The sequence below is a fragment of the Tenacibaculum skagerrakense genome, from assembly GCF_004345825.1.
Classification (GTDB): Bacteria; Bacteroidota; Bacteroidia; order Flavobacteriales; family Flavobacteriaceae; genus Polaribacter; species Polaribacter skagerrakensis.
The window spans coordinates 612,838-637,264 of record NZ_SLXM01000001.1 but is presented as its reverse complement, the minus strand read 5'-3'; the positions used below and the strand labels follow the sequence as shown (position 1 = coordinate 637,264).

Annotated in this window: 28 protein-coding genes; 16 read left to right on the top strand and 12 right to left on the bottom strand. The window is 31.0% G+C overall.

Going from position 1 to position 24,427, the window contains the following annotated elements; translation table 11 throughout:
* Nucleotides 1–126 precede the first annotated feature (126 nt).
* From EV195_RS02960 to EV195_RS02940, 5 genes are all read left to right on the top strand, one after another.
* Nucleotides 127–1,455 carry a tetratricopeptide repeat-containing sensor histidine kinase gene (locus EV195_RS02960; RefSeq protein ID WP_243693051.1) on the top strand — a complete coding sequence of 443 codons (1,329 nt, stop codon included), beginning with the start codon at nucleotides 127–129 and terminating at the stop codon, nucleotides 1,453–1,455.
* Nucleotides 1,448–2,194, top strand: a complete 747-nt coding sequence (locus tag EV195_RS02955; protein WP_132792684.1) for a LytR/AlgR family response regulator transcription factor — start codon at nucleotides 1,448–1,450, stop codon at nucleotides 2,192–2,194. Before EV195_RS02960 ends, EV195_RS02955 begins: the two co-directional genes overlap by 8 nt.
* Nucleotides 2,195–2,776: 582 nt before the next feature.
* Nucleotides 2,777–3,103 carry a hypothetical protein gene (locus EV195_RS02950; protein ID WP_132792681.1) on the top strand — a complete coding sequence of 109 codons (327 nt, stop codon included), beginning with the start codon at nucleotides 2,777–2,779 and terminating at the stop codon, nucleotides 3,101–3,103.
* Nucleotides 3,104–3,121: 18 nt separating this feature from the next.
* The gene (locus EV195_RS02945; RefSeq protein WP_132792678.1) at nucleotides 3,122–3,532 is read left to right on the top strand and encodes a DUF1842 domain-containing protein; all 411 of its coding nucleotides are present in this window, start codon (nucleotides 3,122–3,124) and stop codon (nucleotides 3,530–3,532) included.
* 41 nt (nucleotides 3,533–3,573) lie between these two features.
* A complete protein-coding gene (locus tag EV195_RS02940; RefSeq protein ID WP_132792675.1) occupies nucleotides 3,574–3,882 on the top strand; it encodes a hypothetical protein in 309 nt (102 codons plus the stop codon).
* A 69-nt stretch (nucleotides 3,883–3,951) separates the two neighbouring features.
* Here EV195_RS02940 and ade read toward each other — a convergent pair whose 3' ends face one another.
* The 3 genes from ade to EV195_RS02925 form a co-directional block, all read right to left on the bottom strand.
* Nucleotides 3,952–5,574, bottom strand: a complete 1,623-nt coding sequence (gene ade / locus EV195_RS02935) for an adenine deaminase (RefSeq protein ID WP_132792672.1) — start codon at nucleotides 5,572–5,574, stop codon at nucleotides 3,952–3,954.
* A gap of 76 nt (nucleotides 5,575–5,650) precedes the next feature.
* The gene (gene pckA, locus EV195_RS02930; protein ID WP_132792669.1) at nucleotides 5,651–7,261 is read right to left on the bottom strand and encodes a phosphoenolpyruvate carboxykinase (ATP); all 1,611 of its coding nucleotides are present in this window, start codon (nucleotides 7,259–7,261) and stop codon (nucleotides 5,651–5,653) included.
* A gap of 77 nt (nucleotides 7,262–7,338) precedes the next feature.
* Nucleotides 7,339–7,719 (bottom strand): DUF423 domain-containing protein, encoded by a 381-nt coding sequence (locus EV195_RS02925; RefSeq protein ID WP_132792666.1) that lies wholly within the window; start codon nucleotides 7,717–7,719, stop codon nucleotides 7,339–7,341.
* Nucleotides 7,720–7,800: 81 nt separating this feature from the next.
* Between EV195_RS02925 and EV195_RS02920 the strand changes: the two genes are divergently transcribed.
* The 3 genes from EV195_RS02920 (at nucleotide 7,801) to EV195_RS02910 (ending at nucleotide 10,557) form a co-directional block, all read left to right on the top strand.
* Entirely contained in the window at nucleotides 7,801–9,171 is a 1,371-nt protein-coding gene (locus EV195_RS02920) for a saccharopine dehydrogenase family protein (RefSeq protein ID WP_132792663.1), read from the top strand.
* A 338-nt stretch (nucleotides 9,172–9,509) separates the two neighbouring features.
* Nucleotides 9,510–9,923, top strand: a complete 414-nt coding sequence (locus EV195_RS02915) for a hypothetical protein (protein ID WP_132792660.1) — start codon at nucleotides 9,510–9,512, stop codon at nucleotides 9,921–9,923.
* Nucleotides 9,924–9,939: 16 nt separating this feature from the next.
* Nucleotides 9,940–10,557, top strand: a complete 618-nt coding sequence (locus tag EV195_RS02910; protein ID WP_132792657.1) for an SGNH/GDSL hydrolase family protein — start codon at nucleotides 9,940–9,942, stop codon at nucleotides 10,555–10,557.
* A gap of 6 nt (nucleotides 10,558–10,563) precedes the next feature.
* On the opposite strand, the gene EV195_RS02905 is transcribed toward EV195_RS02910, so the two are convergent.
* On the bottom strand, nucleotides 10,564–10,902 hold the full coding sequence (locus EV195_RS02905) for a winged helix-turn-helix transcriptional regulator (protein WP_132792654.1): 339 nt from the start codon (nucleotides 10,900–10,902) through the stop codon (nucleotides 10,564–10,566).
* 96 nt (nucleotides 10,903–10,998) lie between these two features.
* Between EV195_RS02905 and EV195_RS02900 the strand changes: the two genes are divergently transcribed.
* Nucleotides 10,999–11,673, top strand: a complete 675-nt coding sequence (locus EV195_RS02900) for an NAD(P)H-dependent oxidoreductase (RefSeq protein WP_132792651.1) — start codon at nucleotides 10,999–11,001, stop codon at nucleotides 11,671–11,673.
* Between the two features lie 3 nt (nucleotides 11,674–11,676).
* On the opposite strand, the gene EV195_RS02895 is transcribed toward EV195_RS02900, so the two are convergent.
* The 3 genes from EV195_RS02895 to EV195_RS02885 all read right to left on the bottom strand — a co-directional run bounded on the left by EV195_RS02895 (nucleotide 11,677) and on the right by EV195_RS02885 (nucleotide 13,695).
* The gene (locus EV195_RS02895; protein ID WP_132792648.1) at nucleotides 11,677–12,396 is read right to left on the bottom strand and encodes a tRNA1(Val) (adenine(37)-N6)-methyltransferase; all 720 of its coding nucleotides are present in this window, start codon (nucleotides 12,394–12,396) and stop codon (nucleotides 11,677–11,679) included.
* A gap of 143 nt (nucleotides 12,397–12,539) precedes the next feature.
* Nucleotides 12,540–13,193, bottom strand: a complete 654-nt coding sequence (mnmD, locus tag EV195_RS02890) for a tRNA (5-methylaminomethyl-2-thiouridine)(34)-methyltransferase MnmD (protein ID WP_132792645.1) — start codon at nucleotides 13,191–13,193, stop codon at nucleotides 12,540–12,542.
* A 1-nt stretch (nucleotide 13,194) separates the two neighbouring features.
* Nucleotides 13,195–13,695, bottom strand: a complete 501-nt coding sequence (locus EV195_RS02885; RefSeq protein WP_132792642.1) for a DUF4920 domain-containing protein — start codon at nucleotides 13,693–13,695, stop codon at nucleotides 13,195–13,197.
* A gap of 123 nt (nucleotides 13,696–13,818) precedes the next feature.
* On the opposite strand from EV195_RS02885, the gene EV195_RS02880 reads away from it, so the two are divergent.
* Both EV195_RS02880 and EV195_RS02875 read left to right on the top strand, forming a co-directional pair.
* Nucleotides 13,819–14,877, top strand: coding sequence for a branched-chain amino acid aminotransferase (locus tag EV195_RS02880; RefSeq protein ID WP_132792639.1), 1,059 nt, complete (start codon nucleotides 13,819–13,821; stop codon nucleotides 14,875–14,877).
* A gap of 82 nt (nucleotides 14,878–14,959) precedes the next feature.
* A complete protein-coding gene (locus EV195_RS02875; RefSeq protein ID WP_132792636.1) occupies nucleotides 14,960–15,922 on the top strand; it encodes a TlpA family protein disulfide reductase in 963 nt (320 codons plus the stop codon).
* On the opposite strand, the gene EV195_RS02870 is transcribed toward EV195_RS02875, so the two are convergent.
* Both EV195_RS02870 and EV195_RS02865 read right to left on the bottom strand, forming a co-directional pair.
* The gene (locus EV195_RS02870) at nucleotides 15,923–16,312 is read right to left on the bottom strand and encodes a pyrophosphohydrolase domain-containing protein (RefSeq protein WP_132792633.1); all 390 of its coding nucleotides are present in this window, start codon (nucleotides 16,310–16,312) and stop codon (nucleotides 15,923–15,925) included.
* A 44-nt stretch (nucleotides 16,313–16,356) separates the two neighbouring features.
* Nucleotides 16,357–17,073, bottom strand: a complete 717-nt coding sequence (locus tag EV195_RS02865) for an SDR family NAD(P)-dependent oxidoreductase (RefSeq protein ID WP_132792630.1) — start codon at nucleotides 17,071–17,073, stop codon at nucleotides 16,357–16,359.
* Between the two features lie 67 nt (nucleotides 17,074–17,140).
* Here EV195_RS02865 and EV195_RS02860 point away from each other — a divergent pair, with 67 nt between their 5' ends.
* Entirely contained in the window at nucleotides 17,141–17,353 is a 213-nt protein-coding gene (locus EV195_RS02860; RefSeq protein ID WP_243693050.1) for a hypothetical protein, read from the top strand.
* Here EV195_RS02860 and EV195_RS02855 read toward each other — a convergent pair whose 3' ends face one another.
* Nucleotides 17,354–18,274, bottom strand: a complete 921-nt coding sequence (locus tag EV195_RS02855; protein ID WP_132792627.1) for an ion channel — start codon at nucleotides 18,272–18,274, stop codon at nucleotides 17,354–17,356.
* A gap of 373 nt (nucleotides 18,275–18,647) precedes the next feature.
* Here EV195_RS02855 and EV195_RS16885 point away from each other — a divergent pair, with 373 nt between their 5' ends.
* Nucleotides 18,648–18,776 (top strand): hypothetical protein, encoded by a 129-nt coding sequence (locus EV195_RS16885; RefSeq protein WP_262708519.1) that lies wholly within the window; start codon nucleotides 18,648–18,650, stop codon nucleotides 18,774–18,776.
* A 323-nt stretch (nucleotides 18,777–19,099) separates the two neighbouring features.
* On the opposite strand, the gene EV195_RS02850 is transcribed toward EV195_RS16885, so the two are convergent.
* Both EV195_RS02850 and EV195_RS02845 read right to left on the bottom strand, forming a co-directional pair.
* Entirely contained in the window at nucleotides 19,100–19,315 is a 216-nt protein-coding gene (locus EV195_RS02850) for a hypothetical protein (protein ID WP_132792624.1), read from the bottom strand.
* Between the two features lie 62 nt (nucleotides 19,316–19,377).
* A complete protein-coding gene (locus EV195_RS02845) occupies nucleotides 19,378–19,938 on the bottom strand; it encodes a DNA-3-methyladenine glycosylase I (protein WP_132792621.1) in 561 nt (186 codons plus the stop codon).
* 97 nt (nucleotides 19,939–20,035) lie between these two features.
* Between EV195_RS02845 and EV195_RS02840 the strand changes: the two genes are divergently transcribed.
* From EV195_RS02840 to sppA, 3 genes are all read left to right on the top strand, one after another.
* Nucleotides 20,036–22,096 (top strand): protein-disulfide reductase DsbD family protein, encoded by a 2,061-nt coding sequence (locus EV195_RS02840; protein ID WP_132792618.1) that lies wholly within the window; start codon nucleotides 20,036–20,038, stop codon nucleotides 22,094–22,096.
* A 126-nt stretch (nucleotides 22,097–22,222) separates the two neighbouring features.
* Nucleotides 22,223–22,588, top strand: coding sequence for a DUF6146 family protein (locus tag EV195_RS02835; RefSeq protein ID WP_243693049.1), 366 nt, complete (start codon nucleotides 22,223–22,225; stop codon nucleotides 22,586–22,588).
* Nucleotides 22,589–22,635: 47 nt separating this feature from the next.
* Entirely contained in the window at nucleotides 22,636–24,381 is a 1,746-nt protein-coding gene (sppA, locus tag EV195_RS02830; RefSeq protein ID WP_132792612.1) for a signal peptide peptidase SppA, read from the top strand.
* Nucleotides 24,382–24,427 lie beyond the last annotated feature (46 nt).

Genomic DNA, 24,427 nt, shown 5'->3' with positions numbered 1-24,427 from the left:
AAAGATTTTCAATTCTATAATTTAGTTATACTGCGGCAAGGAGAAATCTCACTAAAAGAACAAAATTATAACAAAGCCATAAAATACTTTTCATCATTATTGTCTACTAAAGATACCTCCTTCTATATGAAAAGGAAAAACATTATTAATAATATAGGAGTTTCATATTTATTATTAAAAAAATACAGTATCGCCGAAAAATATTTCTTGGAAATTTTAAAAAAAGAAAAAGATACTATAGAGTTAATAGGTAATTATAATAATATTGCTAATTTGTATTACAACCAATATATAGATGACATTGCAATTAATTATTTCACAAAAGCTTATAATCTATCCAAAATATTAAAACTATCTTCCGATAATATAGATTCCAATCAATTCGAATTGGATAGAAAAATCCTAAATGAAAAAGGTACAGCTGCTTTCAATATGGCAATTATTGAGGAGAACAGAAAAGATTACCAAAAAGCTCTGAAATACAGAAAAGAATATGAACAATGGCAAGATTCTATAAATAATAGAGCGAGGATCTATGAGTTAGGCCAAAAAGAAAAAGAGTTCGCAGTCGCAGCGAAACAGCAAGAAATCGATGTATTACAATTAGAAAATAGATTAAAAGAAACACAACGCAAAATCTTTTTGTTCTCTGCCATAGGTTTACTTCTCTTTTTAGGAATTGGAGCTTATTTCTTCAGAGAAAAAGTAAAAACCAATAAAATTATTGCCGCTCAAAAAGAAACTTTAGATGAGTTAAATACGACTAAAGACAAGTTATTCTCAATTGTTAGTCACGATTTACGTTCTTCTGTAAATGCTTTAAAGTCAAGTAATAAAATGTTGCTAGACAATCTTGCTTCCAAAAATCTAGAAGCATTAGAGAATTTGCTTCATAAAAATAGTAGCATTGTAAATGGAGCTTATGGCTTACTAGACAACTTGCTTAATTGGGCCTTATTACAAACGGAACAACAATACTTTAGCATTGAAAGTCAACGTTTATTTATTATTACCGAACACGTTGCATATAACTATAAACCTCTACTCCTAGAAAAAGAGCTAAACTTTGAAAATACTATTTCTAAAAAAGAAGTTGTACAGGCCGATCAAGAATCATTAAAAATCATATTAAGAAACTTAATTGATAATGCTATTAAGTTTTCTCAACCCAATGGATTTATCAAAATATATAGCTCAACTACCACAGAAGGATATACCGATTTAATTGTAGAAGATTCTGGGTTAGGAATGAGCGAAACTACGCGATTAAAACTTTTGGATGATTCAGTTTTGCTCAATAAAAAAGAACATGAAGATATCATTGGAACTGGATTAGGTATTCAGTTGGTAAAATCGATGATTGAAAAAAATAATGGAAAATTCAATATTGAAAGTGAATTAGGAAATGGCACAAAAATGATTGTATCTTTACCTAAAACAAACTCAAATGGATAACGTTACTATTTTAATTATCGAAGATACTCCCCAAGAAAGTGATAAATTAATTAAGGTACTAACTGAGAATAATTATAGTATAGCTGGTGTTGCTAAAAGCTTTAAAGAAGCACTCGATTTATTCTACAAAGTAAAAGTTGATATTGTTATTATTGATATTTTTTTAGATGGGGTTCCTGATGGAATTACATTTGCTGAAACCATCAATACAGTTCCAGACGCTTCAAAACCATTTGTTTTTCTAACTAGTTCTACTGATCGTAAAATCTTTGAACGCGCTAAGTTAACACAGCCTTTTAGTTTTTTAATGAAACCTTTTAATGAGTTAGAGGTTTTATACGCAATTGAAATGGCTGTAGAAAAGTTCTACAATCAGAATGATGTATTTATTACAGATGAAGAAGACACTGTAATTAGTAGTGATTATCTATTCATTAAAAAAGGTAAGTCGCTTAAAAAAGTATTATTATCCGATATTATTTACATTGAAGTTGAGGAGAAATACTGTAATATCATTACAGAAAAAGAAAAGTTTGTGATTCTAATTTCTCTGACTAAAATTTTAAAACTGCTAGACGAAAATTCGTTCTGCAGAACCCATAGAAACTACATTGTTAATCTTGATAAAATTACTGAGATTGTTCCAACAGATAATCTTATCGTATTACAAGGCAACCACCATGTTACCTTAAGTGAACGCTATAAAGACTTAATTAAAAAAGTTCGAACGCTTAAGTAGTAAAATTCTGCTCTTCTAAAATTTCGGAATACTAACAAAACCTAAAGTTATTTTGGTAGCTGAACGGAGTCGAAGCTACACTAAATTACAAGAATTGACTTCGACTTCGCTCAGTCACCTTAATAAAAAGCGAAGAAAAGATTGCTTCGTACCTCACAATGACAATACAAAGCGTCATTACGAATGAAACAACGTGAAATGAAGTAATCTTAAGAAAAAAACACATCTAACTTAAAAACTACAGATTACTTCTTGCCTCTCAATAACGTGTAAAATCTTTATTCCTTTTTTTTCCGTTTTCATGGAAAAGAAACCTCTTCTTATTCCATTTTAAAATTTCAAAACCCTTATTCACAGTAGTTTTACATCAGAAATAATTCTTAAACGAATATATCTCGAAAATGTTCAAATTGAATTTATGAAGTAAAAACTCAGCCGTGTTTCGGTATTTCAAACAAAGTTACTTCAAACACAATTGAAACAAATTAAACTAACTAAACTATAGTGAAGCAGAAATCACTTAAAAAAACGAGGCGGATTCCGAAAAGCCCTACGAGTAGGAAAACTTAAAATTTTATTATTATGGCTAACTTACAAACAATATTCCAAGGAACTACAACCAACCAAGTGCAACTTTCATCTTTATTTAACACAGAGTTTCACGATTCAGGAGCTTTAGTAAAAGTATATGTTGATAATGGTCCAGCTAACACCAAAGTACCTGTTCAAACTATTGATTTACCAAAATTTAACCCGACAGAAAAAATTGACTATACTTACAATAATGTTACGTTAAATGGTACTTTTTCTATTAGTGACGATTTAAAATCTGTTCTTTTTACTGGTAGCTTAGTAACAGGAGGATTAATGAACATCGTTATGTCGGAGGTTATTATTGCCAATCAATAACAATCAAAAAAATTAATCATGGCTACAACAGTAAAAACAACAACAGAAACTATTTACTACAAAGGAACCATGGGATTTGCTCCTAACCTTTTAGCAACAGTCGTTAATTTTTCATTATTAGTTCATCCTGATAATCACACGGTAAGTGGAACCGTAAGAATTAACGTAGGAACAGATAAAAAATCATATTCTGGTAAAGTAAGCGGAACAGTATATGCAACTGGATTAAACGATATTGTAAAAGTGATTAGTTTACACGGACATATTCCTTCTGATAATAAGTTAACTCCGTTAGAATTTCCTTTTGAAGCAAACATGGCTTTAAAAGCCGATTGGAGTGGTGAAGGAGGATTTTCTTTCCAAGGACAACATGATGAGAAAGTTCCTGTAAAAGGTTCGGTTTTCAATTTAGATTCGGCTGCTGAGTAAATTTTGACTTCTTAAACTTAATAATTAAAAAAATTAACATCATGTCAAATAACACACAAACAACTCCGATTACAGGAACGGGTCATGTTGGCGACCTTGAAATATCATATAGTATTGATACAATCACTAATACTATTACAACTTCATCAAATTTTGAGGGACTTGATTTAGGAAGTGGAACTATGACTCCTGAACAACCAAAACAAACAATATGGAAAAATACAGGAATGCAAATATTTAGTGGAGAACTTACTGCGAACTCTGCAGACTCTAAATTAGAATGTCAATTTGAAATTACTGAGTTCGGTAAAATCATATATCAAAATAGAGAAACCGTGGTTAGATGGTAACCCTTGCTCTAAAGTGATTTTTAGATTTAATTACGTAAAGAGAGTGCTAACTTAAAAAAGCGCTCTCTTTTATTTTATTTCTACAGAAGTAAACTTAAAAGAATTACCATCAAACAAGCCTTTATCTGAAAGTTTTAATGCTGGTATAACTAACAATGCCATAAAAGATAACGTCATGTAAGGAGCTCTTAATTTGCTTCCCATTTTTTTTGCCATAGCATCTAATTCAGCATACGCTTTTCCAATTATTTCAGCAGGTTGATCACTCATAATACCTGCCACAGGAAGCGGAACAACTTTTTCTTCTGAATGTGTAACTGCACAAATACCTCCTTTATTTTCTATCAATAAATTTACTGCTTTACAAATGGCTTCATCAGAAACTCCAACAGCTATAATATTGTGTGAATCATGACCTACAGAACTTGCGATTGCACCTTCTTTCAAACCAAAGTTTTTGATAAACGCTACTGCAGGTTCAGCATTTTTATAGCGATTGACCACCGTCATTTTTAATATGTCGTTATTAACGTCAGAAACTAAATTTCCCTCTTGTATAAGTGAATTTGCTTCAATTTCATTTGTTACTAATTCTCCATCTAAAGCTTCAATTACTCGAATCTTTTCAGATGCTGAATGAAATTCAAAATCAGAATTCTTCTTTTTATCAGTATTAAAGTTATTCAACACTTCAAAATCAACAGACTTTACAAATGATTTTCCATTTTCAGCTACTAACTCACCATTTATATAGGTTTGTATTACTTTGAATTTCTCTAAATCCTCTACAACTATAAAATCTGCTGTATCTCCTTCATTTAATAAACCAACATCTAAATTGTAGTGTTTTACAGGATTTACACAAGCTGTATTTAAAACTTTAAACACATCAATTCCTTTGGCTACTGCACGTTCACAAAGCTGGTTGATATGTCCAACTAATAAATCATCTGGGTGTTTATCATCTGAACAGAACATCATGTTCTCATAATGCTCAGGTAACAAATCAATTAAAGCTTCAAAATTCTTTGCTGCGCTTCCTTCACGAATGATAACTTTCATGCCTTTCTGAAGTTTTTCCAAGGCTTCTTCGTAGGTAAAACATTCATGGTCGGTATAAATTCCTGCAGCTATATAGGCATCTAAATCTTTTCCTCTTAGTCCAGGAGCATGACCATCAACTGGTTTATTATAATGTTTAGCCCAAGCTATTTTCTTTAACACCTCTTCATCTTGATAAATTACACCTGGATAATTCATCATTTCAGCTAAATACTTAATCTCTGGATTTTCTAAAAGTGTTTTTATATCATTCGCATCTATAACTGCTCCTGCGCTTTCAAAAGATGTAGCAGGCACGCAAGATGGTGTTCCAAAATTGAATTTTAGGGGAACTTTCTTACCGTTTTCAATCATAAAATTTACACCATCTACTCCTAAAACATTAGCAATTTCATGTGGATCTGAAACTGTTGCAACGGTTCCATGAGTTAATGCTATTTTGGCAAATTCAGAAGGAACTAGCATAGAGCTCTCAATATGAATGTGAGCATCCACAAAACCAGGAAGTATAAAAGTATTTACAGTATGATTACTTTCTTTGACTGACGTTATCTTACCGTTCTCAACAACAATTTCTCCTTTAAAAATTCTCCTATTTTCTATGTCTACTATATTTCCTTGAATTTGCATGAGGTATTCTTTTATGCTAAAGTAATTAGTTTTTCAAAAAAAAAGCATCCTGTTCAGGATGCTTTTCAAAATTTTATTATTCAATAATTGGTGGTCCACCAGCTAATATTTCTTCGTTAGCATATTCTTCGAACTTTTTAAAGTTGCTTCTAAAAGAATTTGCTAATTTATGAGCTGTTTTATAATACTCTTCATCATTATTCCAAGCTTGACGCTGACTTAATAATTCAGAAGGTACACCTGGACATTGTCTTGGTTGAGCTAAACCAAACACTGAATGTATATGATAATTTTCTTTATTTATTTCCTCAGGCAATCCACCAGTAAGTGCAGCATTAATCATTGCTCTAGTATACTTTAATTTCATACGATTACCTACCCCGTAAGGACCAGCAAACCAACCTGTATTAACTAACCATACGTTTACACCCGTTTCTTTCATCTTTTTGCTCAACATTTCTGCATAGCGAGTAGGATGTAAAGGCATAAATGGTGCTCCAAAACATGCAGAGAAACTTGGTTGAGGCTCTGTAATTCCTGCTTCTGTTCCAGCTACTTTTGCAGTGTAACCAGATATAAAGTGGTATGCAGCTTGACCTGGAGTTAACCTTGAAATCGGAGGTAAAACACCAAATGCATCTGCTGTTAAGAAGAATATATTCTTAGGATTTTTACCAATTGAAGGTACTCTAATATTTTCAATATGATGAATTGGGTAACTTACACGAGTATTTTCAGTAATAGAGGTGTCTGCAAAATCTACATTACCCTTTTCATCTAAAACAACATTCTCTAGAATTGCTCCTTTTTTAATTGCTCCGTAAATTTCTGGCTCTTTAGTTTTTGATAAATCTATCACCTTAGCATAACAACCTCCTTCAAAATTGAAAACTGTATTTTCTGAAGTCCATCCATGCTCATCATCTCCAATTAAACTTCTATTTGGATCTGTAGATAACGTTGTTTTTCCTGTTCCTGATAATCCGAAGAAAACAGCAGTATCACCTTCTTCTCCAACATTAGCAGAGCAGTGCATTGGTAAAGTATTCTTGTAAACAGGTAAAATAAAGTTTAACGCAGAAAAAATTCCTTTTTTAATTTCTCCTGTATAACCTGTACCACCAATTAAAGCAACTTTTCTAGTAAAATTTAAAATGGCAAAGTTATGCTGACGTGTTCCGTCTACTTCAGCATCTGCCATAAACCCAGGCGCGTTAATTACAGTCCACTCAGGAGAAAAATTCTTTAATTCTTCTTTAGTTGGACGTAAAAACATGTTGTAAGCAAACATGTTACTCCATGGATATTCGTTTACAACTCTAATGTTTAATTTATAATCCTCATCAGCACAAGCATAACTATCTCTTACAAAAATTTCTTTTTCAGAAAGGTATGCAACTACTTTGTCATATAATTTATCAAACTTATCAGAATCGAATGGGATATTTATATTTCCCCACCAAATCTCATCTTTGGTAATTTCATCTTTAACTATAAATCTATCCATAGGAGATCTTCCTGTGAATTCTCCAGTATTGACAGCTAAAGCTCCAAAAGTAGTTTCTTTTCCCTGTCCTTTCTCAATAGTTAAATCGTGTAACTCCTCTGAAGTTAACTGATAACGAATCGTAGAATTTTTAATACCTAATGATTCTAACGAAATCGTTTTCGTTTCAAGATTTGTCATCTATTATCTTTTTAGTTGTGTTTTATTTTCGACAAAAATAAATCTTTTTGTTTAAACTACTTATTCTTGAGTGTTTTTTATTTTTTGAGTGCTTTTTTATAAAAATCATAACACAACATCAACCACCCTATTACGAATAATAATCCTCCTAAAGGCGTTACAAACCATAAGTAACGAACAGGTATTCCAAAAAGATATATACCGTAAATTGAACCTGAAAATAAAAAGATACCAAGTAAGAATATAATAGCTAATCTATTCTTAAGTTGGTTTGAAAAATAGTCAACTGAATTTACAATTAACAAAACAATCACATGATACATTTGATATCTTACTGCGGTTTCAAAACTTTTTAATGCTTCAGGAGCTAATGTCTCTTTTAAAGCATGAGCCCCAAAAGCACCTAACAGTATAGTTATTGCTCCTAAAAACGCAATTATTGTTAAATTTTTATACATTATTGTTATATTTGTTAAATATTAAACTTTTAAAAAGTATTTTTGGGTTTATAAAACCAAGCAAATTTACCATATAAATTAATGAGAAATATACTGATTATTGGAGCCGGAAGATCGAGCTCATCGTTGATAAAATATTTACTTGATAAATCTTCTACAGAGAACTTGCATGTGACAATTGGCGATCTTTCAAAAGAAAATGCTGAGAAAAAAATAAACAATCATCCAAACGCTTCTGCAATTAAACTAGATGTTTTTGATGAAGAAGAACGAAAGCTTGCTATTCAAAAATCAGACATTGTTATATCAATGTTACCTGCACACTTACACATTGAAGTAGCAAAAAACTGTATTGAGTTTGAAAAACATATGGTTACTGCATCTTATATTTCAAAGGAAATGCAGGAACTTGATCAGACTGCCAAAGAGAAAGGATTAATTTTCATGAATGAGATTGGATTAGATCCTGGAATTGACCACATGAGTGCAATGGATGTGATTGATAGAATTCGTAAGAATGGCGGAGAAATGTTGTTGTTTGAGTCTTTCTGTGGTGGTCTAGTAGCTCCTGAAAGCGACACTAATTTGTGGAACTATAAATTTACTTGGAATCCTAGAAATGTAGTGTTAGCAGGTCAAGGAGGTGCATCAAAATTTATTCAAGAAGGCTCTTATAAATATATTCCATATCATAAATTGTTCAGAAGAACTGAATTTTTAACTATTAATGGTAGTGGACAGTTTGAAGCTTATGCTAACAGAGACTCTTTAAAATACAGAAGTATTTATGGCTTAGAACATATTCCGACAATGTATAGAGGAACTATAAGAAAAGTTGGTTTTTCAAGAGCCTGGAATGTATTTGTTCAATTAGGAATGACTGATGATACATATACAATTGAAGATTCTGAAAATATGAGCTATCGTGATTTTACAAATTCTTTTTTAGCCTATTCACCATCAGATTCTGTTGAATTGAAATTTCGATCATATTTAAAAATAGATCAAGATGATGTAATGTGGGATAAATTTCTTGAACTCGACCTTTTTAATGCTATTAAAAAAGTAGGTTTGAAAAATGCTACTCCAGCTGAAATTTTACAAAAAATATTAATGGATTCTTGGACTTTAGAAGCTGAAGACAAAGATATGATTGTGATGCATCATAAGTTTGGGTATCAAGATAAAAACGGCAAACATCAAATAGAGAGTAGTATGATTATTAAGGGTGATGATCAAACTTACACTGCTATGGCTAAAACGGTAGGGCTTCCTGTAGCTATGGCTACTCTTAAAATATTAAATGGTAAAATTACCACTCCGGGTGTACAACTACCAATTAATAAAGAGGTATACGAACCTATTTTAAAAGAGTTAGAAGATTATGGTATTAACTTTGTTGAAAAAAATGTTCCTTACTTAGGTTATAACCCTGAGGTTGTTATAGGATAACGGTTGAAACAAAAAAGGGTTGCTTAATTATGTAAAAATAATTTTGCAACCCATATGGTTAAAATTTATTTGGAAGCTTATCTCAATTAAAAATTTATTATGCCCTTACCCATAGAAATCTCAAAAATGAAATTGTTGCTTCACGGACATAAAACAGTTAATTTCTAAAACACCCTACTTTTTTTTTGAAAAAAAATAAAATTTTTATGATACTGTCTATTTAGCACATACAAAGACACTGTATTTCAATTAATTTAGATATTATTTTGATTTAATTTTATATCAAATTTAACCGTTTTTAGCTATGAATGATTTATATTGCTGCAAACATTTTTTTTATGAAAAAGTACATCCTACTTTTATTGATACCTTTTTTTTCATTCATCACAAAATCTGAAGAATCTGATATTATTGGTAAATGGTCTGGAGAAGATAAAGGCGAAATCGGATTTATGACTTTTGATAAAGATGGGTATTTGACAATGGAATTTGAAGGAAAAAAAATGGGTGGCCAAAGTTTTACATTCAAAGGAAAAGAAGCAAAAGCAACCTATAAATTCAATTCTAAAAAAGCACCTTATCAAATAGATATTATCATTTCGTATATGAATGGTGATGTTATCAGAACACTTAATTGTTTGGCAGAATTTCAAGGTAAAAACACCATGAAATTTGGTATAGCTTATAAAAAAACTACGCACTCAACTAAATTTGAGGATTATGAGTCAATTCTACTAACTAGAGTTGAGTAAATTTTAATGTCATCACATGAAAAAATTCTTTGTTTGCTTCTTATTCGTTTGTTATCAATTTATAAACGGTCAATCAAAAACAACTAAAGAGTATGCTATTTTGTTTATAGGTAATAGCCTTACCTACTACAATAATTTACCTAACTTAGTGGTAGAGTACGCTAAGAAAAATAAAGAAATAATTATTACTACTCAAATGATAGCGTTTCCTAACTATGCTATTGAAGATCATTGGAAAGAAGGTAAAATTCAAAAATTACTTAAAAGCAAAAGCTTTGATTATATTATAATTCAGCAAGGTCCTTCTTCACAAGATACTGGAAGAAAAATGTTAGTTGATTATGGAGAGAAACTTCAAAAACTATCTAAATCAAGCAATTCTCAACTTTGCTATTTTATGGTATGGCCTTCTTTAACCTACTATAATACTTTTAACAACGTTATCAAAAACCACAAAGAAGCAGCCAATCTTAATAGTGCAACTCTTATTCCAGTTGGTGAATATTGGAAATCTTATGTTGAAAAAAACAAAGATTATTCATTTTATGGGTCAGACGGATTTCATCCCTCTGAAAAAGGTAGTAAAATAGCTGCAAAAATTATTGTTGATACCTTATTCAGTTCAAATAAGTAAGCGACTTTAGTTCTCTGAATGATTTGCTATAGCATAATCTCCCCAATGCGCTATTGCCTCTAAAAGTGGAATCAACGTTTTTCCAAATTCAGTTAAGGAATATTCTACTTTTAAAGGTGGTTTACTATAAAAAACTTCTCTATGAATCACTCCATCGTCTTGCAATTGTTGTAATTGTAAACTCAACGTTCTCTCTGTTACTGTTCCCATTTTTTTTCGCAACTCGCTGTAACGCAACTTTCCTTCAATTAAATAAAATAAAATTACCGTTTTCCATTTTCCTCCGATAATACCCATTGTCAAACTTGTACAACAGGGATATTCCTTTCCTTTAAAACTATGCATACCTAATTAAATTTATACTATCCTTTTTGACCGTTATTGTGAGAACACAAAACTATAAATAATTTTGTAACTATAATTTTTATAGTTAATATTTTTATGAGTACTACCAATATTACCAAAGAAGAAGTTTTAGAGGCTTTTCAATTTAGACACGCCACTAAAGAATTTGATGCAACAAAACATTTATCTGACGATGAAATTAACTTTATCTTAAAAACTGCTCATTTATCTCCTAGTTCCTTTGGATTTGAGCCATGGCATTTTGTAGTTGTACAAGACAAAGAATTACGTGAAGCTCTAAAGCCCTTAGCTTGGGGAGCTCCATTAAAATTAGATACAGCTAGTCATTTTATATTGGGATTAAGCATGAAATCTCCTATGACTAAATGGGATAGTGAATATATCAATCATATGATGAAAGATGTAAAGCAACTTCCAGAAGATGTTATAGAAATGTATTCTAAATTTTACAGAGAGTTTCAAGAAAGAGATTTCAATTTAGATACTGACAAAAAGCTATTTGATTGGGCTTCTAAACAAACCTACATTGCTCTAGGAAATATGATGACTGCTGCTGCTTTAGTTGGAATTGATAGCTGTCCAATTGAAGGATTTCATGAAGAGAAATTAGAAAAATTATTACAAGACAAATTTGATGTTGACACAACAAAATATGGATTGTCTTATATGGTTGCTTTCGGTTATCGAAAAGAGGAACCAGCTAGAGCAAAATCAAGAAGGAATTTTAAAGATATTGTGAGTTGGAAATAATACTTACATTTTCAAATAAAAATCCTTAGTAAGTTCAATATAGGCATCGGTGTACTGATGCCTTTCTTTTTCAATTACAAGTTCTTCGGAGATTAGCTCATTTTTTTCATAAGAAAACTCTAATAAACTTCTCTTTAATTCTGAGTTTTCGTTACCTCTTACTCTACAAACTCTATTTAAATGTAAATTAAAAGTCAACGCCAACTGAACAAAGCTTTTCTCTTCTTTAAAAGGAATAATAGTAGCAAAAACTCCATTATCTTCTAATAAACTATTAACTCCACTTAATAAATCTTGAAAACTTAACGACGAAGTAAAACGAGCTTCATTTCTAGCATTATTATCAGTTTCATAATCATCTGTATAAAAAGGCGGATTAGAAACAATCAGTTCATACGTTTCTTCTTCTTCACTAAACTCTTCTGCAAATTCTTGAAATGATGCATTGTAACAAAACAAACGATCTCCCCAATCAGATCTCTCAAAATTCTCAACAGTTTGTTCGTAAGCATATTCGTTAATTTCAACAGCATCTATAGTCATAGCATCTGTTCTTTGAGCTAACATTAAAGCAACTACACCTGTTCCGGCTCCAACATCTAATATACTATCTGGAAATTTTGAAATGGAACACCAAGCTCCTAATAAAACAGCGTCTGTTCCTATTTTCATAGCTGTTTTATCTTGGTAAACAGTAAATTCTTTAAACTTAAATGGCTTCATTTAAAACAGGCGACTGATAAGTTTTTCTGCATTAAAAAATAAAAATAGTGCAATTGCTAATAGTATTACCAAAAACAATCCTTTTTTTGGATTAGATTTTTTTCTATTTCCGAAACGTTTCATCTAACGAATATTTTGATTGATTAATTTTTAATAGCTCGTAACATTTCTCTTTTTCCTGGAGGTCCTGGCAATCTTTCTACCAAAAAACCAACTGCTTCCATAGCTCTTCTAACACTTCCTTTGGCAGCATAAGTAACTAAAACACCACCACTTTTCAGAGCTTTAAACATCTTTTCAAAGATTTCTTCTGTCCATAATTCTGGCTGAACTCTTGCTCCAAAAGCGTCAAAATAAATAAGGTTGAAAGCTTCAACATCTTCAATATCTTTAAAAAACTGTTGACGTTTTGTCAAGTAAAAGTTTTCCTGAATTTGATGACGTGTTTCCCAAGAAACCTTGTGTATTTTATTAAAAACACTTGAATTATCTTCCGCTTTTAACTCGGACACATAATTTAATTTATTTATTTCTTCTCCAGCAACAGGATAGGCTTCAACGCCAACATATTCAATTTCTTTATTGGATTCTAAATAGGTAATAAAGCAATTAAGACCTGTACCAAACCCAATCTCTAAAACTGCTATTTTTTCAAGAGAAACATATTCTAAACCATGTTTTATAAAAACATGATAAGCTTCTTGAATAGCTCCATGCTTGGAATGGTATTGTTCATTCCAAGCAGGGAGATGAATGGTTGTTGAACCATCAGAAGTTATGATAATTTCTCTTTTCAAATTATTTTAATAAAACTCCGTGTGCTAGGAACGTTTTTTCCTTTTTTGGCTCAGTAATTTTTGCTATTTCTTCTTCTGATTTACCAGCATCTTTAGCATAATGCTTTAAATCTTCTACAGAAGTTTCTTGAATAAATGCTTTACCTTCTATAATTACTTCTTTACCATTACTATCTAAAGGCATAAAAAAACCATAATCTTTAAAACGAACCATCACCTCTTCAGAATCAGAAACTGGAACTTTCATCCAACATCCTTTTTTAGAACATACTTCGTTAATTTTAGTAGCAAACTTAACTGTTAGCGTATCTCCAATATTCATTGAATTGTACTTTTCATAAGCCTGTTCCTTAGATAAAGCTCCTTCTTCTGAGATTTTTTCCCCAAAAGAAGCGTATGTTACTTCTATAGTTTCTTTTTCAGTTGGTGTTTCTTTTTTCTCAGATTTACAAGAAATTAAAGCTAAAAATAAACCACAAAATAAAATAAGTAAGTTTTTCATTATAAGTTAATTATTAAGTTTCAAGTGGTAAAGATACAACTTTAAACTGCTTTGAATCCTTAAATTACTTCTATAAACTCGTTGCTATTTTGTACTTTAGCGGTATTAACTAAATCTTTATTTATGAGCACTTCAAATATTCAAATTATTCCAATTTCACAATCAAAAATTGATACTGTAGATTTTAACAATTTAGTATTTGGAACTGTTTTTACAGATTACATGTTTGAATGTGATTATAAAGATGGCAAATGGCAAACCCCAGTTATTAAACCTTATGGAGAGATTTCAATGGCTCCTTCAGCTAGAGTTTTTCATTATGGGCAAGCTGTTTTTGAAGGAATGAAAGCGTACAAAGACGAAAATGATGATGTCTTTTTATTTAGACCTGATGAAAATTTTAAAAGAATTAATAAATCATCTGCTCGTCTGGCTATTCCTGAATTTCCTGAAAATTATTTCTTCGACGGTTTAAAGCAACTTTTAAATTTAGATAAAGACTGGATAAAAAAAGGAATTGGTAATTCTATGTACATTCGTCCATTTGTGATTGCAACTCAACCAGCAATTTCTGCCTCTCCTGCAAATGAGTATAAATTCATGATTATCTTGTCTCCTGCTCAAGCTTATTACGCTGGAGAAGTAAGAGTAGTTTTTGCTGAACAATATAGTAGAGCCGCTGATGGTGGTGTTGGGTTTGCTAAAGCAGCAGGTAATTATGCCGCTCAATTTTACCCTACAAAATTAGCTCATGAACAAGGTTTTCAGCAAATTATTTGGACAGATGCCAATTCTCATGAATATTTAGAAGAAGCTGGAACAATGAATATTTTCTTTCGTGTGGGCGATACGCTTTTAACAGCTCCTAATAATGATAGAATATTAGATGGTATTACAAGAAAGTCACTAATCCAACTTGCTGAGGACAATAATATTAAAGTTGAAATAAGAAGAGTTACTGTAGCTGAAATTAAAGAGGCTGCTAGAAAAGGCGAATTAAAAGAGATTTTTGGTTCAGGAACTGCTACAGTGGTAAATCCTATTATTGGGTTTAGCCACGGAGGTGAAAGTTTTGATCTGCCTAAAATCGAAAATTCTTATGCTTTATTCTTTAAAGAAAAGCTTATGAACATTCAATACAATATTTCTGAAGACCCTCATGGATGGAGGCTTAAAATTTAGTTTGCAGATAAGTAATTGATAACGAAAAGATAACATCTGCAATGTTTTTTTATATATTTGTAAAGGTTCGGGACAAAATATTATGAAAAACATTCTAATTACTATTGTTACAATGGCTGTTGCCTTCGGCATCACCTTTTATATATTGACTAATTTTAATCAACAAAACAATGATGAATTAGATTTTCTTGTTGAAGAAAAAACTGCACTAAATTCTAGCACTGATTCTAATGATACTTTAAAAGAAGATGATGCTGACGATTCTGATGATGTTGATAGTACAGATAATTCTGATATAGATACTGACACTAGTAATAATGATCTTTTCCCAGATGTAGCTACCATTTTATCAAACTTTCCAAAATGGGAAACCTATTACATTGATAACATCAACCTGTCTTCTGATTTTATTCCATTGGATAACGAAGGTAAGGAAATTAACAAAGGTGACTTTTTAAGTGATTTAACCTCTGGTAGTTTTGCTCCTCTTAAGTTACTTTCTGCTAATGTAATGTATCAATTATACAAAATCGAAGATGTAAAAAATCCTAAAATAATTACCCATATTAAAGAAGAGGCTGATATAGCATATGCTTACTTTAATCGAATAGGACAAAAATTACCTGAATTTAAATTTTCAGACATTAATGGAAATCGCTTCTCAAGTGCGTCTACAAATGGCAAAATAGTAATAGTAACTTGTTGGGAAATAAATTCTAAAGCAAGCGTTAATGAATTTCCAAAGCTTAATAAGTTGTATGACAAATACGAAGCATATGAAGATGTAGTATTTTTAAGTATGGCTACAGATACATCGGATAAATTACTTCAGTTTTTAACTAAACAAGAATTTAGACATCCTGTAATTGCTAACCAAGAATCTTACATGAAAGACCAAGTACAGGTTCGTCAATTTCCAACTCATTTAATTGTAGATGAAGAAGGAAATATTGAAAAAATGGTGAGTAGCGTATCACAACTTGAAGCTGCTTTAGAAAAAATTGCAGAACCTGATTTAACCAATTTTAATGAGCCAGGAATGTAATTACTCTTGGTTTAGAATTGCTTTAATATTTGGCTTAAAATAATTAGGTCCTTTCATCACCTTACCATCTTCTCGATAAATTGGTTTTCCGTTTTCACCTAGCTTACTCATGTTGCTTTTTTGAATTTCGTTAAAAACCTCATCGATTTTATGTTGCATTCCATGTTCAATAATAGTACCGCATAAGATATATAACATATCACCTAAAGCATCAGCTGTTTCAACTAAATCATTGTTTTTAACAGCTTCAAAATATTCTTCATTTTCCTCTTTCATCAAATTAAAACGAAGTAATTTCCTATCTTCTCCTATTGTTACGGTTGGTTTTTTGTTTAACCCCAAACCAAAAGCTTCATGAAATTCGGTAACTGCTTGAATTTTTTCTTTCATTCTATTCTATTTATTCTATATTAAATATGCTTCTTATTCTCGTTTTAAAAGACTTTTTTCAACAACCAAGCTGGCATAAGCTTTAACGCAAAAGCTATTAATCCCCATCGTTTAGAAATATAAGCCACTCGTTTTTTACGTTTTATAGCATTAAAAATCTGTTTAGCCGCTTTTTCTAAAGGAACCATCCAAAAAATTCCATCTCCAACAGCCATTGCAGTATCTACAAAACCTGGTCGAATATCTGTGATAACAACTTTTTTAGACGTTTTGGTTTTTATGTACAGACTTTCCAAATATGCTTTCTGATAAGCTTTAGATGAAAAATAAGCAGGCGCTCCCCTATTCCCTCGAATGGAAGCTATTGATGAAATACCTGCCAAATGACCATATCCTTGTTTTCTAAATAAATTATACGCTAAATCGTATAGTTTGGTAACCCCTAAAACATTGGTTAAAATTGTATCTTCTTCCTTATCCCACTCTAACTTAGGGTTAATATAAGCTACACCAGAAGACTGAACTATTAAGTCAATTTCTCCAAACTCTTCTACAATTTCATTAAGAACTTTTTCAACTTCATCTGTCTGTTGAATATCATTTTGCTTAATACTAATTTGGTCTGGGTATTTATCTGCTAACTCTTTTAACTTATCTAATCGCCTACCTGTTATGGCTACTTTATAGTTATTTTTAATTAAAACTTCAGTAAGTTCTTTTCCAATACCAGATGATGCCCCAAAAACGATTGCTTTTTTCATTTAATTAGTACTTTTGCTAAAAATACAAAGTTTACAGTAACAAAATTTATATTAAAACAAGTAATTTATGTCTTCACTAATAGCCTTTAAAATGTTTACCACTGGAAGAATTATATTTGCTAGCATCTTTGTAGTTGCTTTTGTTATTTTGATGGTTATTAGTTACAAAAAAGATGCAAAGAATAACAAAAAGCATTATCAGAACTCAGCTTTATACGTTGCCATAGGATTAGCAGTTACAATTGCGCTGTTATTTTTATCAAAGCTTTTAACCCACTAATTATAACGGTTCCACTTCACTTAGTTTATCGTGATCTAAAACTGTATATCCTTCTTCATCTATACTAGAAGACGCCGTATATTTTACATTGGATACAACTTGTGTAAATTTATAGGAAGATGTTTGATATACTTTTTGTCCAAAAGATTCTTCATGGTATTGAACTAATATATATAGACCTGCATTTAAATTTTCTATTTCCTCATTTGAAAGCTTATACAACGGACTATTTTCATCAATCATATGAACGATTGTCCAAATGGTTGGTAAGTAGGTAATCTTTTTTCGTTCAAGGTCTATTGCAAAAAAACTTCTTTTGTATTTGCCGGTTTCTTCGTCTTCTTCATTCATAGATAACGTTACTGAAACCTCTGGTTCTATCATTAATGTTTTTCTACTATTCATCAACCTAAACATTAAAGCTCTACCTTCATTAAATTCTCTTAAAATTAAATTATTACTAAATCGTATCGCTGCTTTTGGTTTAGAAAATCTACCATATAACAATCCAGTTATAAAAGAAAAACTCATTAACCCAATCAATGCCTCAAATGCTGCTATAATATTAGCGGTTATTCCTTTTGGCGCAATACCTCCATAACCAACTGTTGTAAGTGTTTGCGCACTAAAGAAAAATCCATTTAAAAAATCTTGCAATAAAGTTCCTTTCGTTGGAGTGATTTGCTCTATACCTATGATAACATATACTATTCCAAAAAGGATATTAATTAACGTATATCCAAGAACAACAAATAAAAAAAAATTCCACCAGCTTAATCCAATAAAAAAAGTATATAAATCATCAATATTTAATGGCCTATTAACATGAACAATATTGGTTGTCCCGTCTTTATTGATGATCCCTTTAACATTTTTTGCAGAACTATATCCAAAACCTGGATCTTTCGTTTTTTTAGCCATATTCCTTAAGATTCTTGATTATTTTAAAACAACAAGTAGGGACTAAATTACTTATTTGTAACGAAAGCCAAAAACATCTCTAACTCTAATTTTGACCTGAATTAAAACTCCAAACAAATGAAAAATAAATTTTTACTCGCAATTATTGTATGTCTGCTGTCTACAAATTGTTTAACAAGACAAAACTCAACGCTAGCTGAAAGTAGGCCTGGTTTTATCTTATCAATTTTCAACAATTAGTAAAGGATACAATTATGGAATTGGGCTAGTTGCTAATAATGACTTTGGAGATTCTTCTGAAGGGTTTGGTTATATCGCTCAACTTACGTAGCTAGCTCCAGCAGAAATTATTAAAGATGTAATTGATTACGCCTTGACCTTTGATGTTTTAATTAAATATGATATTTCAGTTACAGATGGTTTGGACATTGCACCAAACGCAGGAGTAGGATTTTTAACTGTTCAATTAGACACAGATACTAATGCTGAATTTATTTTGTAGCTAGAGGAACGCTTTCTTATTTCATTTCTGATAGTACTGTTATTGGAGTAGACGTTACTAAACAATTCATAGAAGGCTCTGAAATTTCTGCAAGAGCTTCGATTAGATTCCAAATTTAATTAACCAAATACTGTAATTACGGAAAAAGTAATTAGCCCAAGTTTAGCTCTATTTGTTTCACTTTGTATCATAAGTTGTGGAGAAAGTGATAGCGATCATATAGGAGATGGAATTTCGATCCTACCGAAGTAGCAAACGTTTTAAAAATCAGCAACTAAAAGTAGTTTAAACAACAGTTTTTTAGTTACTGATAATATCAGTTATTATTCAAAGTCTGAATTCGAATAACTTGGAGACCCTCCACTGTTTACACAATGTCTTGCCATATCTGATGCAACATGATACTGACAAGTTTGACCAGACCAGTTACCGCCATCACTAAATTCACATGTAATTGTCAAAATACCTCCTGTAGTATTCTTTAACTTTTCTTTGTCTAGCTCTTTAACTCCATCAATTTTTAAAAAATCTTTTAACATAATAATAATTTTAGATTGCACTTAAATTAAATAAAACCTAATCAAAAACTATTAAAAAAAAGTTAAACTTCATTATATCTAAAACAATCTACAGTATGATCATTTACCATTCCTGTAGCTTGCATATGCGCATAAATAACTGTTGAACCTACAAACTTAAAACCTCGTTTCTTTAAATCTTTCGAAATTTTATCAGAAAGCTCCGTTGTAGCAGGAACTTCTTCTTTGTTTTTAAAAGAATTCTTAATAGGCTTACTATTACAAAAAACCCAAATATACTCTGAAAAACTACCAAATTCTTCTTGTACTTTCATAAAAGCTTGGGCATTCGTGATGGTTGCTTTTATTTTCAGCTTATTTCTTATAATACCCGCATTATTTAATAGTTCTTGACATTTATCGTCGTTGTACTTAGCTATTTTTTTATAGTCGAATTGATTAAATGCTTCTCTAAAATTCTCTCTTTTCTTTAAAATGGTAATCCAACTTAACCCAGCCTGAAAGGTTTCTAAAATTAGAAACTCAAACAAAGTATCATCATCATATACTGGAACTCCCCATTCTTCATCGTGATAGGCTATATATAAGGGATCATCACTTACCCAAAAACAACGTTTCTTCATTTTAAATAATTTTGAGTTAAATTTAATAAAAACAGCTTTAAACAATTTGTATGAAAAAGACTACATTTACGTCTCACAGTATTTAAGAGTATCAATTATGAAGAAAATTTTCTTTCTGTATATTACAATTATGTCTTCTTTTATTAGTTTTTCTCAGGTTTTTGAACCTGTAAAATGGAAAACTAGTATTGAAAAAATAACTGAGGAAGAATTTTATTTAGTAGCTACAGCAACTATTGATAATGGCTGGCATTTATATGCACAAGAAATTCCTACGGGAGGACCAAGACCTACCATTTTTACATTTGAACCTAATGAAAGTTATGAACTTATTGGAAAAACATTAGAGGAAGATGGAATAACTGAAGATGATAAAATCTTCAAAATGAAGATTAAATATTTTGCTTATAAGACTACTTTTAAACAAAAAATTAAACTAATAGATAAGAAAGCTAAAATCAATGGTCAAGTTCAGTTTATGGTCTGTGACGATACTCGTTGTTTGCCTCCTAAAACAGAAGATTTAATTTTTGCTTCTGGAAAGACAAATACCGCACAAAATCAAAACACTGGAAAAGCTGATGTAAGTGATGCTGAAGCTTCTGAATTATTGTACGGAATTTCAAACGATGAGTTACAACAGCCTGTTACAGATATTAACAATTTGAATTCCAATTCAGATAATTCAAATGTTAAAAAGAAAAACAAATCATCTTCTTTATTAAGTATTTTTGGTTTAGGTTTTTTAGGCGGTTTATTAGCCTTACTAACACCTTGTGTATTTCCAATGATTCCTTTAACTGTAAGCTTTTTCACAAAGAAAGATACTTCTAAAGGATCTGGAGTTTCTAAAGCTGTTTTGTATGGATTTTTTATTTTAGCTGTATACTTATTATTGAGTATTCCATTTCACTTATTAGATTCAATAAATCCAGACATCTTAAATGAAATCTCTACCAATATTTGGTTAAACATAATTTTCTTTATTGTTTTTGTGTTTTTTGCCGGTTCGTTTTTTGGATACTACGAATTAACATTGCCTAGTAGTTGGACAAATAAAACAACAGCTGGAGAAGGTTCTGGTGGTATTATTGGCGTCTTTTTTATGGCGCTAACATTAGCAATTGTATCTTTCTCATGCACAGGTCCAATTTTAGGTTCACTACTTGCTGGGTCTTTATCTTCTGATGGAGGTGCTTGGCAGTTAACTTCAGGAATGGCAGGATTTGGCGTAGCATTAGGGTTGCCTTTTACTCTATTTGCCATGTTCCCGAACATGTTAAAATCCTTACCAAAATCAGGTGGATGGATGACTACTGTAAAAGTTGTTCTAGGTTTCTTAGAATTAGCCTTAGCTTTTAAATTTTTATCAAATGCCGATTTAGTAGCTCACTGGGACTTATTAAAAATAGAACCTTTCTTACTTATTTGGATTCTCATTTTTGCTGGGCTAGCCCTATACCTTTTTGGTAAGATTAAATTCCCGCACGATTCTCCGATGCAAAAAATTGGTATTACTAGAATCCTAATTGGTATAGCTTCATTTGCTTTTGCTATCTATTTAGCTACTGGTTTTAGGTATAATGAAGAAACTAAAACATTTACACCACTATCGTTATTAAGTGGTTTAGCACCTCCTGTTGGGTATAGTATTTTACATCCTAATAGCTGTCCGAATAATTTAACTTGCTTTAAAGATTTAAAAGAAGGCTTAGAGTATGCTAAAAAGGAAAACAAACCAATCATGTTAGATTTTACAGGATATGCTTGTGTAAATTGTCGCAAAATGGAAGAGCATGTTTGGCCAATTCCGAAAGTAGATAATGTTTTACGTAATGATTATGTATTGATTTCGCTTTATGTTGATGATAAAAAAGAACTTCCTAAAGAAGAACAAATTGTAGTTAACAGGATTAATGGAGGAACTAGAAAACTAACAAATTACGGACATAAATGGTCTCATTTTCAAACAATTTTCTTTAAAACGAATACACAACCGTATTATGTTTTATTGAGCTCTGATGGGAAACAAATTTTAAATGAACCTGTTGGATATACACCTAATGAAGATGAGTATTTAAACTGGTTATTAGACGGAAAAGAGAAGTCAAAAAACACTTTAAATAATCTATTCAACCAATCAGATTTATTAAAATAACAAAAGATTAACGTCTTTTAAAACAAAGAGATACATTGTAGTGATGTATCTTTTTTTTATCTTTATAAGAGATTGTTAACTATGAATATAAAAATTCAACATATCATTTACCTTTCCTTTGCACTTATGTTAACTTCATGCGGTTCAATTTCAAAAAATAAGGAATACACTGTTAAGGAAGAACCAGTTGTGATAAGAAATGATAGTGTTGAATATGAAATAACTATCATAGATCCTGGTTTTAATAATTATTTAGTAACCGTAGCAAGACCACCAGGCTATCATTCACAGATATTCCTTGAAAACAAAAATCGTTTCTATGTGTCTATCTGGAATTCTAGAGTTAACAATCCTTCGAGATTTAACCCTAATATATATGAAAACATCATACTGTATGATCCTCATGTAGATTATGGTTATGACGTAAACTACAAGCTCTTCAATTATTTTGAATTTGCCCAACAAAAGTACCGTATGAGACTACAATGGTAGAATCGTACTAAAAACGTATATTTGCACCCGAATTTTAACACTAAAAAATGAAGTTTTTACGCAATCTATTAGCCTCTATATTAGGTTTTTTTATAAGTCTATTTATTTTATTTTGCTTTTTCTTATTAATTGCTGCGATTGCTGGCGGTGGTGAAGAAATAGTAGTGAAGCCAAATTCGGTTTTAGAATTAGATTTAACCAAACAAATTAAAGATTACGCTCCCAAAGACACAAGTCCGATTGCGCAAGCTTTAGAACTTGATGAAGAAAAATTATCACTTGATAAAATATTAAATGCTATTGACAATGCTCAATTAGATAGTAATATTAAAGGAATAAGCATCAAAACAAATTACATAAGTGCAGGAATGGCTCAAACACAAGCTATTCGAAAAAAACTAGAAGAATTTAAAGAATCTGGAAAGTTTATATATGCATACAACGATATTTATACTCAAAAGAATTACTATGTAAGTTCAGTTGCTGACAGCTTATTTTTAAATCCTGTTGGGCAGATTGAGTTTTCTGGTCTTTCTACAGAAATTCTTTATTACAAAGATTTTGAGGACAAATATGGTGTTAAAATGGAAGTTATCCGTCATGGTAAATATAAAAGCGCTGTTGAGCCTTATCTAGATAATAAGATGAGTGACGCAAACAGAGAGCAAATCACTTCTTTCTTAAACTCTATTTGGTCTGAATTTACAGATAACATTAGTAAGAGCAGAAAGATTTCAGTTGAACAACTAAATGCTATTGCCGACAACACCGAAGGAAGAAATGCAGAACTTGCTTTAAAAAACAAACTTGTTGACGGAATTATTTATAAAGACCAATATCTAGAAAAATTAGAAAACGCTGTAGGTTCAAAGCCAAACACCATTGATCTTATTGATTATATCAAATCAGGAAAAGGAAGAATCTCATCTACTGCAAAAGATAAAATTGCTGTTATTTATGCACAAGGACAAATAATGTATGGTGAAGGTAATGAAGATATTATTGGACAAGGCATTATTAATAAAGCAATTAAAAAAGCAGTTAAAGATAAAAGTGTAAAAGCAATTGTATTACGCGTAAATTCTCCTGGAGGTAGTGCCTTAGCTTCAGAATTAATTTGGAGAGAGTTAGAACTAGCTAAAAAAGAAAAACCTTTGGTAGTGTCTATGGGTAATTTAGCCGCTTCTGGAGGTTATTATATTGCTTGTAATGCTGATGTTATTGTTGCAGAACCAACAACCATTACAGGTTCTATTGGTGTGTTTGGTGCAATTCCTAATGCTTATGAATTATCAAAGAAAATGGGAATTAATGCGGAGCAAGTTGCTACTAATAACAGTGCAAAATATAGCTTATTTGAACCTATGGATAAAAAGTTTTATGAAGTTACTAAAGAAGGAGTGGAACAAATCTACACCACTTTTGTTAATCGCGTAGCTACAGGAAGAAAAATGAGTTTTGAAAAAGTTGATGCTATTGCTCAAGGAAGAGTTTGGACTGGTAAAGAAGCTTTAGAAAATGGATTAGTTGATGAATTAGGTGGTTTACAAGATGCCATTAACGTTGCAGTTCAATTATCTGACATTAAAAGTTACAGAATTAGAAATTATCCAGATTATAAAAAGGATTTAAAAGAAATGCTAAACTTCTCTCCTTTTGGAAAAGTGAATAAAGAAGAAATTATAAAAGAAGCAATTGGAGATGAAAATTACGAATTGTTTTATCAGATAAATCAATTTAAGAATATGGAAGGTATCCAAGCAAGAATGCCTTATATAATTAACATCAAGTAAAGCTGTATTAATTTACTGAGAGAAAAGAATAAAAAAAGAAGAGTTA

Bases quoted from the DNA above. Each gene is read 5' to 3' on its own strand.
- EV195_RS02835 (WP_243693049.1), top strand. From the start codon at position 22,223: ATGTTAACTTCATGCGGTTCAATTTCAAAAAATAAGGAATACACTGTT.
- sppA (WP_132792612.1), top strand. From the start codon at position 22,636: ATGAAGTTTTTACGCAATCTATTAGCCTCTATATTAGGTTTTTTTATA.
- EV195_RS02885 (WP_132792642.1), bottom strand. From the start codon at position 13,695: ATGAAAAACTTACTTATTTTATTTTGTGGTTTATTTTTAGCTTTAATT.
- EV195_RS02855 (WP_132792627.1), bottom strand. From the start codon at position 18,274: ATGGCTAAAAAAACGAAAGATCCAGGTTTTGGATATAGTTCTGCAAAA.
- EV195_RS02840 (WP_132792618.1), top strand. From the start codon at position 20,036: ATGAAGAAAATTTTCTTTCTGTATATTACAATTATGTCTTCTTTTATT.
- EV195_RS02920 (WP_132792663.1), top strand. From the start codon at position 7,801: ATGAGAAATATACTGATTATTGGAGCCGGAAGATCGAGCTCATCGTTG.
- EV195_RS02925 (WP_132792666.1), bottom strand. From the start codon at position 7,719: ATGTATAAAAATTTAACAATAATTGCGTTTTTAGGAGCAATAACTATA.
- EV195_RS02955 (WP_132792684.1), top strand. From the start codon at position 1,448: ATGGATAACGTTACTATTTTAATTATCGAAGATACTCCCCAAGAAAGT.
- EV195_RS02940 (WP_132792675.1), top strand. From the start codon at position 3,574: ATGTCAAATAACACACAAACAACTCCGATTACAGGAACGGGTCATGTT.
- EV195_RS02905 (WP_132792654.1), bottom strand. From the start codon at position 10,902: ATGCATAGTTTTAAAGGAAAGGAATATCCCTGTTGTACAAGTTTGACA.
- EV195_RS02915 (WP_132792660.1), top strand. From the start codon at position 9,510: ATGAAAAAGTACATCCTACTTTTATTGATACCTTTTTTTTCATTCATC.
- EV195_RS02950 (WP_132792681.1), top strand. From the start codon at position 2,777: ATGGCTAACTTACAAACAATATTCCAAGGAACTACAACCAACCAAGTG.
- EV195_RS02870 (WP_132792633.1), bottom strand. From the start codon at position 16,312: ATGAAAGAAAAAATTCAAGCAGTTACCGAATTTCATGAAGCTTTTGGT.
- EV195_RS02900 (WP_132792651.1), top strand. From the start codon at position 10,999: ATGAGTACTACCAATATTACCAAAGAAGAAGTTTTAGAGGCTTTTCAA.
- EV195_RS02945 (WP_132792678.1), top strand. From the start codon at position 3,122: ATGGCTACAACAGTAAAAACAACAACAGAAACTATTTACTACAAAGGA.
- EV195_RS02880 (WP_132792639.1), top strand. From the start codon at position 13,819: ATGAGCACTTCAAATATTCAAATTATTCCAATTTCACAATCAAAAATT.
- EV195_RS02845 (WP_132792621.1), bottom strand. From the start codon at position 19,938: ATGAAGAAACGTTGTTTTTGGGTAAGTGATGATCCCTTATATATAGCC.
- EV195_RS02895 (WP_132792648.1), bottom strand. From the start codon at position 12,396: ATGAAGCCATTTAAGTTTAAAGAATTTACTGTTTACCAAGATAAAACA.
- EV195_RS02875 (WP_132792636.1), top strand. From the start codon at position 14,960: ATGAAAAACATTCTAATTACTATTGTTACAATGGCTGTTGCCTTCGGC.
- EV195_RS02865 (WP_132792630.1), bottom strand. From the start codon at position 17,073: ATGAAAAAAGCAATCGTTTTTGGGGCATCATCTGGTATTGGAAAAGAA.
- EV195_RS02960 (WP_243693051.1), top strand. From the start codon at position 127: ATGAAAAGGAAAAACATTATTAATAATATAGGAGTTTCATATTTATTA.
- EV195_RS02850 (WP_132792624.1), bottom strand. From the start codon at position 19,315: ATGTTAAAAGATTTTTTAAAAATTGATGGAGTTAAAGAGCTAGACAAA.
- ade (WP_132792672.1), bottom strand. From the start codon at position 5,574: ATGCAAATTCAAGGAAATATAGTAGACATAGAAAATAGGAGAATTTTT.
- pckA (WP_132792669.1), bottom strand. From the start codon at position 7,261: ATGACAAATCTTGAAACGAAAACGATTTCGTTAGAATCATTAGGTATT.
- EV195_RS02910 (WP_132792657.1), top strand. From the start codon at position 9,940: ATGAAAAAATTCTTTGTTTGCTTCTTATTCGTTTGTTATCAATTTATA.
- EV195_RS02860 (WP_243693050.1), top strand. From the start codon at position 17,141: ATGTCTTCACTAATAGCCTTTAAAATGTTTACCACTGGAAGAATTATA.